An 11,018-nucleotide genomic window follows, 5' to 3' on the forward strand; every position below is an offset into this window, starting at 1 on the left:
TTAGTAAAGAAGAGGACTTTAAAGTCCTCTTCTTTGTATATAATTCTTTAATTGTTTTTTAAAATATAAAATAATATATAATAATGGTTTAAATTTAGACTATTAATTAAATTATTAGCTTTAATTATTTTATATAAATAATATTATAAAATAATTCAAAATTATTATTATTTTGAATAGGTAATTTGAATTTTTTCTAGAATTAATTAAGTATTAGTTTATTTTGTATTAAATGAGAAGAGGGAGGGGTTATATGTTTAAAGATAGGTTTCAGAATTTAAAGATATCTAGAAAATTAGGGATAGGCTTTGCTACGATAATAGTTCTAGCGATAATTTTAGCAATATTCAGTTATTTTGGCTTGAAAACAGTAAAAACTGAAGTAGAGATAGCAGATGATGCCAATAAAATGATTGAGCATATACTAAGTATTAGAATGATTGAAAAGAATTTTATTATGCATGAAGAAGAGGAGTATATCACTAAAATAAAAGAGCAAATTGACGATATTATCAGGGAAGCAGAAGGGCTTAAAGCAAAGTTTAAAGAAGAGCAGGAAAGAAGACTGATTGATAATATCATTGCTAAGATTGAAGGGTATCGAGATACCTTTGATAAATATGTAACCTTTTATTATAAGGAAGAAGAGTTAAATCAAGAGATGATTACTGCTGCTAGGAGTGTAATGGATTTAGCTCAAAAATTAAGAGAAGAGCAGAGGGCTAAAGCTTATCAAAGTATAGATAATGAGGATGAAAATAGAATTATTAAGGCAGAAGTAGAGATAGCTGATGGTGCTAATAGTATAATTAAATATATGATGGATGCTCGAAGTGAAGAGAAGAACTTTATTATGAGAGAGGATAAAGAGTATATCAAGTCGGTTAAAGGCTTTATAACTGATCTTATCAATCAAGTAGAAGAGATGAAAGAATATCTTAGTAATAGAGATGATTTAAAGTTAATTGACGATATCATCAAAGAAGTGAATGCTTATCAAAGAATATTCAATGATTATGTAGCTAATGTAGATGAAGAGAAGATAGCAGAAAATAATTTAGTAGCTCTAGCTAGAGATATAGAAGTAGATTTACAACAGATACAGGCAAGTGAGAAAGAGCAGATGTATCATCAAATTGCTAGAACAAATCTAGTAAGTTTTATTATCCTAATCTTGGTAGTCTTGATTGGAATTGTAGTTTCAATAGCAATAACTAAATATATTACTGCAACAATTGATAAAATTCAAAAGGTTTTAGCAAAGGTAGCAGAAGGGAATTTCAATGAGAAGGTCAAGGTTGAAAGCAATGATGAATTGGGATTGATAGGTAATAATTTAAATCAGACAGTTGATTCTTTAAGTGGAATAATTGGTAATATTGAGGAAGTATTGGCAAGGGTGGCTGTTGGTGATTTTACAAGTAAGGTTACTGTAGAAGCTAAGAATGAATTAGGAAGGATGGCAGCTAATTTAAATAAGACTATCGATGAGTTGAGTTATGTGATCAGTAAGGTCAAAGAAGTGGTAAGTAACGTAACTGTTTCTTCTAATGAGATATCTAATGGGAATCAAGACTTATCCCAAAGAACACAAGAACAGGCATCATCTCTAGAGGAGATATCAGCTACAATTGAAGAGATTACAGCATCTGTCCAAGAAGTAGCAGCTAGCTCTGAAGGTGCTGATCAATTAGCAGATAATACCTTGAGGGTAGTCGATAATGGAGCCAAAGTAGTAGAGCAGACAATGGAGTCGATGTCTAAGATCACAGCTAGTAGTAAGGAGATAGGTGATATTATCTCTGTAGTCAATGATATAGCCTTCCAGACCAATTTATTAGCACTTAATGCAGCAGTAGAGGCAGCTAGGGCAGGAGAGCATGGTAAAGGCTTTGCAGTAGTGGCAGCAGAGGTTAGAAATCTAGCTGCTAGAACAGCCGAATCTTCTAAGGAGATAGAGAATTTAATCAATACTATTATTGAGCAGATTTCAGAGGGTAACCAATTAGTAGAGAAGACAGGGGATTCTTTAGAGGAGATTATCAGAAATAGTAAGGAGACCTCTGAAGCTATTCAAGAGATTGCAGCAGCTATGGAGGAACAAAGCTCTGCCTCTAATCAGATTCAAGGAGCAGTAGAAGAGTTGAATCAAGTAACTCAAGACAATGCTTCCATGGTTGAAGAGATTGCTAGTTCTAGTGAAGTCTTGAGTAGTGAAGCTAAAAATATGTCTAATTTAGTTGAAAAATTTAAATTGAATAATGAAGGTGAGAAGCATGTACTTAGTCAAGCAAGGAGAGTGGAGAGTAGCTCTTTAGATGAGGTAATGAGGATTAAAGAAGAGGACTTTGATAAGTTTTAACAATATAAATATAAAGGCTGTTGGTAAAAACCAACAGCCTTTATATTTATTGATGGGTAATTATAATTTAAAACTAGCAATTACTTTCTTGTCTTTGTCTAAGGTAGGTCTCCAAATCTCTATACTCTGACCTACAGTAGATATCTTTTGGGGGATACCATCTAAAATCAGACAGATTTTATTAAATTCTTGGTCAGAAATTGGGTTTTTAGCAAAAATATTACTGATTAAACTCATATGGAAGGACCATTCTTCATAATTAGTAAGAGTAGATAAATCTCTATTAACCAATTGCTGATGGAGTTGAGTACTAAGGCTAGTCAGTGAATCAGTTTCGTCTACCTTTAATACAAGAAATTTCTCCTTAAGGCAAAAGCACTTTAAATTGCTTATTTCAATCTTAATAGGGTTTTGTTGATAATTTTGAACAACTTCTGCTATAACCTCTTTAGCCTCATCAATATCTCTTTTATTTATTCTATTTAAGGTTATATGTAATTCAGGATAATCGTCATCATTATATAAGTTATAATGTTTTGAAATAGTCTCTTGTAGTTCTAATGCTTTTCTCATATCATTCTTTTTAGGAAGTAATACAATAAATAACTCCTCTTTTAAATCTGCTGCTTTAACCATTGAAATCTCCTCCAAGGTTACTACTTAATTTAAAGATAATTAAATCATGAATGTTTATAATAGTAGATAAATCCTGTTTATATTTTACTATATAATAAGGGAGATAGCAAATTGCTTTAGTTAGTAAAGTGCTTATAAGGGCTATATACTTGCTAATGAGTAAGCTGTGATAACAGTATAATTCTTATTTATTGCTTGTATTACTTGTTGTTTATTGATAAATTCCTATGATAATTTATTAATAAATAATAATAGTTGAGAGTAGTAAAAGAGGAATTGCTATATTATTATAGAATTATATATATGACTCTAGATATAATTTGAATTTAATGAAAAGTTAGAGTGATATTGTATTATAAACTAAAATTTAAGTCGACTTCATACATAAGATAGTCCATGTATCATGATTTCCCTAGACTAAGCTTAGTTATTCTAAAGTAGCTTCTTGATATAGCTAATATTTAGAAAATTGGCTATATTTAAAATATTATTTATAATAAAAGAAAAGTTGGGATAAGGGGAGTGATTAAATGGTTAAAGGTGGATTTAAGAATTTGAAGGTAAAAACTAAGCTATTATTGGGTTTTACTGTGATGGTTCTATTGATAATTACAGTTGGTTATTTAGGTTATAGTGGATTAAGTTCTGTAATTACTAAAGTAGAGCTTGCTAATGATAGCAATAGGATGATTAAAAGTATTTTAGATGCTAGAACCTCTGAAAAGAATTATATCCTATTTGGAGAAGAGAAGTATATTTTAGAGGTTGAATCAATTATTGAAGACATTAGTGAAGATGCTCAAAAGCTATTAGAGGGGCTAGAGGGCGAAGATTATAATAGGGTAGAGGAGATTATTGAAGCTGTTGATAGTTATAAAGGTGCTTTTATAAGTTATACTAAAAGTGATAGAGATAGATCGTCATTAGAGAGAGAGGTTGTCAAAGCAGGAAGAGATGTGGAGGATAAATTAAGAGAGTTATATAAGATTCAAAATGAACAGATGCATCAAAGAGTCTCTAATATCAATTTAATCAACTTTACTATTATAGCTTTGGCAATTATTGTGGGGATAGTTATCAGTATAGTATTGACCAGAGCTATTATTAATCCAATTGATGCTATTAGAGCAGTTTTAGCCAAGGTAGCTGAAGGGGATTTTACTAATAAAGTTGAAGTTGATCGTAAAGATGAGCTTGGCGAGATGGGTGAAGACCTTAATCAGACTGTTGAGAATCTAAATTCAGTAATAACTGAGTTTGATAATGTCCTAGAGAGGCTGGCAGATGGAGACTTTACTCAAAATGCTAATATTAAAGTAGGTAATCAATTAGGTAAGATGGGTGATAGTCTTAATAGAACTATCGATTCTTTAAATGAGATAATTGCTAAGTTTGAAGTATCGTTAGCAAGTTTAGCTAAAGGTGATTTTAACTGTAAGGTTGAGATAGAAGCTAAAAATCAATTAGGAAGCATGGCTGCTAATCTCAATAGAGCTATTGATTCGTTAAACTTTATCATTAATCAATTTGAAAGGACTTTATCTAAGGTAGCTAAAGGAGACTTTACAGAGAAGGTAAGTGTTAAAGTAGGAAATGAATTAGGCGAGATGGCTATTAACTTAAATCAAGCAATAGATTCTTTAAGTGATGTAATTTATAGAGTAAAGAACAATGCATTTAATGTTAATAATTCATCAACTGAGATTGCTAATGGTAATGAGGCTTTAGCTCAAAGAACTGAAGAGCAGGCATCTGCCTTAGAGGAGGTGTCAGCAACTATTGAAGAGATTGCTGCCTCAATTGAAGAGGTTGCTAGTAGCTCTGAAGCAGCTGATGACTTATCTAATAAGACTATGTTAGTGGTTCAGGAAGGTTCTGAAGTTATTAAGAGGACGATGGAATCTATGTCAGAAATTACAGCAAGCAGTAAGGAGATTTCAGATATTATTACTGTAGTTAATGATATTGCCTTTCAGACCAATTTATTGGCACTGAATGCAGCAGTAGAAGCAGCCAGAGCAGGGGAGCATGGCAAAGGCTTTGCAGTGGTGGCAGCAGAGGTTAGAAACTTAGCAGCTAGAACAGCTGAATCTGCTAAAGAGATAGAAAATTTAATTAAGACGATTATTGCACAGATAGAGGAAGGGAATGAATTGGTTGAACGGACAGGAACTTCTCTTAGTAAGATAGTCGAGAATAGTAATCAGACCTCCCAATCAATTGCAGAGATTGCAGCAGCTATGGAAGAGCAGAGTTCAGCAGCTAATCAGATACAAGGAGCAGTAGAGGAGCTAAATCATGTGACTCAGGATAATGCTTCAATGGTTGAAGAGATTGCTAGCTCTAGTGAGTCTTTAAGTAATGAAGCTGCAGATATGACTAAGCTTGTCAGAAAATTCAATCTAAATAGGAAGGTAGAAGGTTATCACGAGATTGCTAAGAAAGAGGAGGATAAAGAAAGAAGTGAATTTAAAGATAATCACTATGACTTAGAGGGGATAATGGATTTAAATGAAGATGATTTTGAGAAATTTTAAGCTGTGAAGATAGATTAACTAATAATAAGTCTGCAAGTATTTACTTGCAGACTTATTATCTTAATATAATCATACTAAATTAAACTAGCGCTTATAAAGCTGAGGAAAATAAGAGAATCTCTCTTTTTTCTCTTCAAGTTCTAATAATTTATTGTCTAGGCTCTGCCAAAAGGTGGAGTTGTCCCTTGCTTTGAATTCTCCTAGATTTTTACGATAATGATTTAGGTTATTGATAAACTTGCTCAAATCCTGCTCATTGGCTTCTCTAGACCATTTGCCATAACCCATCTTCTCTAAATTTAGAGCATTTAATAGTTGTTCAAAATGCTTGGCTATTGGGATAGAGTATACTGGTTTCTTCAAATAAATAGCTTCTGAGATAAAAGAGAAGCCACCATTGGCAATGACTGCTGAAGCACCTTCAAATAGTTCAATAAAGCCATCTCCATACTTACGAAAGTATAGATTTTGTTCTGTATATTCTCTATCATAGCCAAAGATGTAGAACTTTTTTTCAGAGTATTTTTTCAATAAGTCCAAAAGATAAGGTGTTTTAGAGGATAAATAGACTAAGATATGCCCTTCATTGCTAGGTCTTAACTCTAAAATTTCCTCTCTAATAATAGGTTCAATCAGCTCAACGTTCTTCTTAGTCTTTAGTTCAATAAATGAGGGAACGTAATAATAGTTTGCTGAAGGGGACCAGGTCTTAGTAATTAACTTTGCCATTAGAAAATGAAGTAAGTATTTAATTGGATATTCAAAATTTTTACACTGGGTAATCAGGTTGATATTATCGATAGCGATGACAGGTATTCTCAAGAAATTTCCTAAATAGAATCCTGTAGGCTCAAAGTCACTGATGATTAAAGCGGGATTGAACTTAGCCAAAGCCTTTAATTCCTTGCTAAAGACCATCTTTAAAATCTCTGGTGAACTTTCTAAAAAGTTAACCAAGGTCTTAATATAGTTCATCTTATTATTATTATAAGCTAGACTGCTTCCATTAATCTGCTCTACTTGATAGCCTAGATTACTGAGCACTCTATATGCTTTATTATTGGCAATCAGTCTAACTTGATGGTTCTGTTGTAGATGCCTAATTACTGGTAGGCTTCTAAAGACATGACCACTTCCTTCTCCTTGAATATAATAAGCAATTCTCATAAGAAGTTGTCGCTCCTTTACTCTTATTGATTAATAGTAACAAGTGAAGAATAATTGAAATATAATCCTATTTAGAACTTGCAACTATCTCAATCTCCTGATTGAATAATATTATTTAGATAACATCATGATAAATTTTAGCAGAGTAAAATTAAGATTTTATTAACTAAAGATTAAATTTAGTTAAACTTCTTGTGATTGGGAAGAATCTTTATTTAAAGTTGGATGACTATTTTGATATTGATATAATTTGTAATCAATAGGGGTAATAGTATTACTATGATAATTATCAAATTTAACTTTAACCTCAAACTTTTTTGTAAGAACATATAAGTTCCTCCTTATAGTATATAATATTTATAGCTTGTATTATCTTAGAAGAGATTTAGAGATTAGATAAATTAAAAAAGGTCAGTAGGGTAGTTTATTAGGTAGGATTCATTTTTTAAGTAAATAGACTTGTTAGGTACTTTAAGGATTATTCTTATACCATGAAGATTTTATAGGTTAGTAGGAAAAATAAGCACTATAAGTACTGGTTAGAAATATTATAAACTTTATTCTAGAATAGTTTATCTAGCTCAGTATTTATTTGTTAGCAGATATAGTCCTAGGCTTTACTCTAAACTTATTATATAGTTTATCGTAGTAAAGTTAAGATTGAGTTAATTAAAGATTAAATTTAATTGAAAATTTTACTTTTAAATGTAAATAGAATCAAAATATATTTAAGTCTTAATTCTTGAAGTTAGAATTTAGTTTTTGAAGATAAAGTTATAACAAGAATGGGTAAGATTGTGAGTTTATAGTTAAATTTAGTAGTAGATTCTATATTCTAAATTTCAGCTTAGGAAATAATTAGAGTAATTTTTGAATTTATCCTAACAAAGTTGTATAATAAATATTAATGATATTATTTCTATTATAATATTATTAATTAAAGGTGTTAAATTCCTAGGGTAATTGTTAATAATAAGAGTTAATATAAATTAGTGATTTGGCACTAGAATTAAATAAATTAGAGGTGATAAGGAAAATGATTATTAGAAAGTCAGAACGTGAGATAGAGATTATGAGAAAAGCAGGAAGCATAGTGGCGCAGACCCATGCTCTGTTAGCTGAAAAGGTTACTCCAGGGATTACTACTGGAGAATTAGATAAAATAGCCGAAGAGTTCATTTTAAGTAAAGGGGGAAAACCTGCTTTTAAAGGATATCAGGGCTTTCCTAGTACCTTATGTGTAGCAGTCAATGAAGAGGTTGTCCATGGTTTTCCTGGTAATAGAGTCTTAGAAGAAGGGGATATCATTGGAATGGATTTAGGAGTTTTAATTGATGGTTTTTATGGTGACTCTGCCTATACATTAGCTGTTGGTGAAATCTCTGATCAGGCTCAAAACTTATTGAAGGTTACTGAAGAGTCATTACATCAGGGAATTGAGCAAGCTTTAGAAGGAAATAGACTCTCAGATATTTCCCATGCTGTTCAAAAGTATGTTGAGGCAAGGGGGTATTCAGTAGTAAGAAGGTTTGTAGGTCATGGGGTAGGACGTAATCTACATGAAGACCCTCAAATTCCTAACTTTGGTCCAGCAGGTAGAGGACCGAGGTTGAAAGAAGGAATGGTCTTAGCTATTGAGCCGATGATTAATGTAGGAACTCATAAAGTTAAAATATTGGATGATGGCTGGACTGTAATTACTGCTGATAAGGAGTTATCTGCACATTTTGAACATACTGTTGCTATAACTAAGGATGGACCAAGAATTTTGACATTACCATAAATATTATAGATTATATAGTAAGGGTTTAGAGGTGATCACCTCTAAACCCTTTTTGATTGCTTCAATAATCGAGGTGGTGTTAGTAGAGATATTTATACAATATAGAGATATTACGACACTTTGTTCTTTGGTGGTTGGATAGTTAGGGGGCAGGTAGTTAGGTTTAATCTGCTAATCAAACCACCTACCCTCTTAATACCGGAAAAACGCCACTAATATATCAAAATTAATCAAACCATGAATAATTAAAAAATAAGTATATTTTAAAGCTTAAAGTGTAATTATATAGGTAAGATTACATAGATAAGATTTCACAAGGGGGCAGACTAAGATGGCATTTCATGAAGAGAATTTACCAGAAGAGGTTAAAGACTTTCATAGAATGATTCAAACAGTAATTGAAGAGCTAGAAGCAATCGATTGGTATCATCAAAGAGCTGCAGCGACAAAGGATCCACAGATTAGAGCTATAGTAGAACATAATCGTGATGAAGAGATAGAGCATGCTGCTATGGCCTTAGAATGGCTGCGCCGTAATTACTCTAACTTTGACCAGTACTTCCAAGAGTTTTTATTCAGTGATGGACCTATTACCCATGCTGATGATGAACACCACCATGACCATGGTTATAGTCATGGACCTGTAGATAGTCCTAAAGTCAGTATTAGCAGTGATAATTCCTTAGGAATAAAAGGATTAAATAAAAGGGGGTAGAATGATGAGTAATTTGAGAAAAAATTTAGCTCCAATCCCTCCTGAGGCTTGGGGGTTTATAGAAGCAGAAGCTAAAGCGGTACTGAATACGAAGCTAAGTGGTCGTAAGGTAGTAGATTTTATTGGACCAAAGGGCATAGACTTTGCTGCTGTGAATACAGGTAGAAGAGTCTTATTTGATGATTCTCAATTAGAAGGAATTAAATATTATAAAAGGCACACACTACCTTTGGTAGAGGTTGAAATTCCTTTTAAGCTCAGTTTAGAGGAAGTAGAAGCATTATCCCGTGGCGCTGAAGATATAGATACTGATTCACTAATTGAGGCAGCAGAGAAGTTAGCTAGGGCAGAGGATGAAGCGATCTTTTATGGGATCGATGAAGCAAGTATAGAGGGCTTAATAGACTCATCCTCTCAAGAGATAATTGAGATTAATAAAGAAGAGGGGATAGTTTCAGCAGTTGCCAATGGAGTTAAGAATTTGGTGATGGAGAATATAGAAGGACCCTATATGCTCTTATTAGCACCACCACTCTATTCGATGCTATACACTCTAAATGAGATAGATGATAAAGGATATCCCACTAAGAAGAGGTTAGAGGAGTTAATTCAAGGAAGGGTTATTCCAGCACCAGTACTTGGTGATCAGGGATTATTATTATCAACCCGTGGTGAGGATTTTGAATTGATAGTTGGACAGGATATCTCGATTGGTTATAGTTCCCACACTGATGATGAAATAGAGTTCTTCTTTATGGAATCTTTTACTTTCAGAGTAAATACACCTGAAGCCATAGTAGTATTAAAATAATAACTTTGGATTGAGTTTGAGTTTAAGCAGAGCAGCTTATTTAAACTCAAACTCTTTTTCTTGACACCAAATAGATAAGCTGATATAATAATTTAACAAAATCAATTTTTTCGGGCTGTGGCGCAGTTTGGTAGCGCACTACGCTGGGGGTGTAGGGGTCGTTGGTTCAAATCCAATCAGCCCGACCATTTAAAAATACTATAGTAGCAAGGGTTAAGAGTGGTTTTGATAAACTGCTCTTTTTTAATTTTTTGACTGTTTGCCGACATTTTGCCGACATCCATACCAATATTCTTTATAAGTTAATTTAAGATTGTTCTCATTAAGATTTGATTAATTCTTGACTTTTATTAGCTGGTTTATGTGATGATAAAATTTACTCAAAATCATATATTTCATTTTGCTCAAATATCTTATCTTTTAACTTATGCCAATTACCCTGAACTTTAAAATAATAATACGCTGCAATTTGTTTTAGCCATCCCCTATTTCTTTTTCGTATACTGTTTGACATTCCAAGTAGCTTAGAAATAGCCTCTACATCAATATCATATTCTGTTTCCATATCAGGATTATGTTGAATATGTTTAAGTTCACTTATACTATCTAAAATTTGAGTAAGTGCAGCAGAATGTCTATTATTTTCTTTATCGACATCAGTTATGGCAATTACATTTTTACCAAGTTTAAGAAATAGCTTTACATAAAACGGTATCCATGCTTTTCCATTTGCCGCAAAAATATAAACCGTATTTTCAAAATATTCACTTATAGTCTTTAGAGCTTCTTTATCGGAAATCCCTTCAACTATTATAATATCTTTATAAAAAAGTCCACTATAAAACTCTGTATTTTTTAAATTTGAATCAAGATAATTATTAAATACTATAGGAAATTTATAAATAAGCGAATTGGACTTAAGTCAATATCTTGGACACAAAAAATTGAACAAATTAAGCAGCTAATAATTGTTTTTCATATTCATTAGGAGTCATATAGTCAATACT

At 32.2% G+C, this 11,018-nt stretch carries 8 protein-coding genes, 1 tRNA gene and 1 pseudogene; 6 read left to right on the forward strand and 4 right to left on the reverse strand.

Annotation, left to right across the window (positions count from 1 at the left end; genetic code table 11):
• Positions 1-253 precede the first annotated feature (253 nt).
• Positions 254-2,362 (forward strand): methyl-accepting chemotaxis protein, encoded by a 2,109-nt coding sequence (locus BX659_RS11610; protein WP_172431927.1) that lies wholly within the window; start codon positions 254-256, stop codon positions 2,360-2,362.
• 60 nt (positions 2,363-2,422) lie between these two features.
• Here BX659_RS11610 and BX659_RS11615 read toward each other — a convergent pair whose 3' ends face one another.
• Complete coding sequence (locus BX659_RS11615) at positions 2,423-2,998, reverse strand: 2'-5' RNA ligase family protein (protein ID WP_097018452.1); 576 nt, start codon at positions 2,996-2,998, stop codon at positions 2,423-2,425.
• A 530-nt stretch (positions 2,999-3,528) separates the two neighbouring features.
• Here BX659_RS11615 and BX659_RS11620 point away from each other — a divergent pair.
• Positions 3,529-5,535, forward strand: a complete 2,007-nt coding sequence (locus tag BX659_RS11620) for a methyl-accepting chemotaxis protein (protein ID WP_097018453.1) — start codon at positions 3,529-3,531, stop codon at positions 5,533-5,535.
• 84 nt (positions 5,536-5,619) lie between these two features.
• On the opposite strand, the gene BX659_RS11625 is transcribed toward BX659_RS11620, so the two are convergent.
• On the reverse strand, positions 5,620-6,702 hold the full coding sequence (locus BX659_RS11625) for an MJ1255/VC2487 family glycosyltransferase (RefSeq protein WP_097018454.1): 1,083 nt from the start codon (positions 6,700-6,702) through the stop codon (positions 5,620-5,622).
• A gap of 1,036 nt (positions 6,703-7,738) precedes the next feature.
• Here BX659_RS11625 and map point away from each other — a divergent pair.
• The 4 genes from map (at position 7,739) to BX659_RS11645 (ending at position 10,199) form a co-directional block, all read left to right on the forward strand.
• Positions 7,739-8,485, forward strand: coding sequence for a type I methionyl aminopeptidase (gene map, locus BX659_RS11630; RefSeq protein ID WP_097018455.1), 747 nt, complete (start codon positions 7,739-7,741; stop codon positions 8,483-8,485).
• Positions 8,486-8,816: 331 nt separating this feature from the next.
• On the forward strand, positions 8,817-9,200 hold the full coding sequence (locus tag BX659_RS11635) for an encapsulin-associated ferritin-like protein (protein ID WP_097018456.1): 384 nt from the start codon (positions 8,817-8,819) through the stop codon (positions 9,198-9,200).
• 4 nt (positions 9,201-9,204) lie between these two features.
• Positions 9,205-10,011, forward strand: a complete 807-nt coding sequence (locus BX659_RS11640; RefSeq protein WP_097018457.1) for a family 1 encapsulin nanocompartment shell protein — start codon at positions 9,205-9,207, stop codon at positions 10,009-10,011.
• 111 nt (positions 10,012-10,122) lie between these two features.
• Positions 10,123-10,199 (forward strand) — tRNA-Pro (locus BX659_RS11645).
• Positions 10,200-10,387: 188 nt separating this feature from the next.
• Here the strand turns inward: BX659_RS11645 and BX659_RS19045 are convergent.
• Complete coding sequence (locus BX659_RS19045) at positions 10,388-10,576, reverse strand: hypothetical protein (RefSeq protein WP_097018458.1); 189 nt, start codon at positions 10,574-10,576, stop codon at positions 10,388-10,390.
• 96 nt (positions 10,577-10,672) lie between these two features.
• Positions 10,673-10,915, reverse strand: a pseudogene (locus BX659_RS19695) (TOPRIM nucleotidyl transferase/hydrolase domain-containing protein); the annotation flags it as partial.
• Between the last annotated feature and the right edge of the window lie 103 nt (positions 10,916-11,018).

Source organism: Orenia metallireducens (genome assembly GCF_003001995.1).
GTDB lineage: Bacteria > Bacillota > Halanaerobiia > Halobacteroidales > Halobacteroidaceae > Orenia > Orenia metallireducens_B.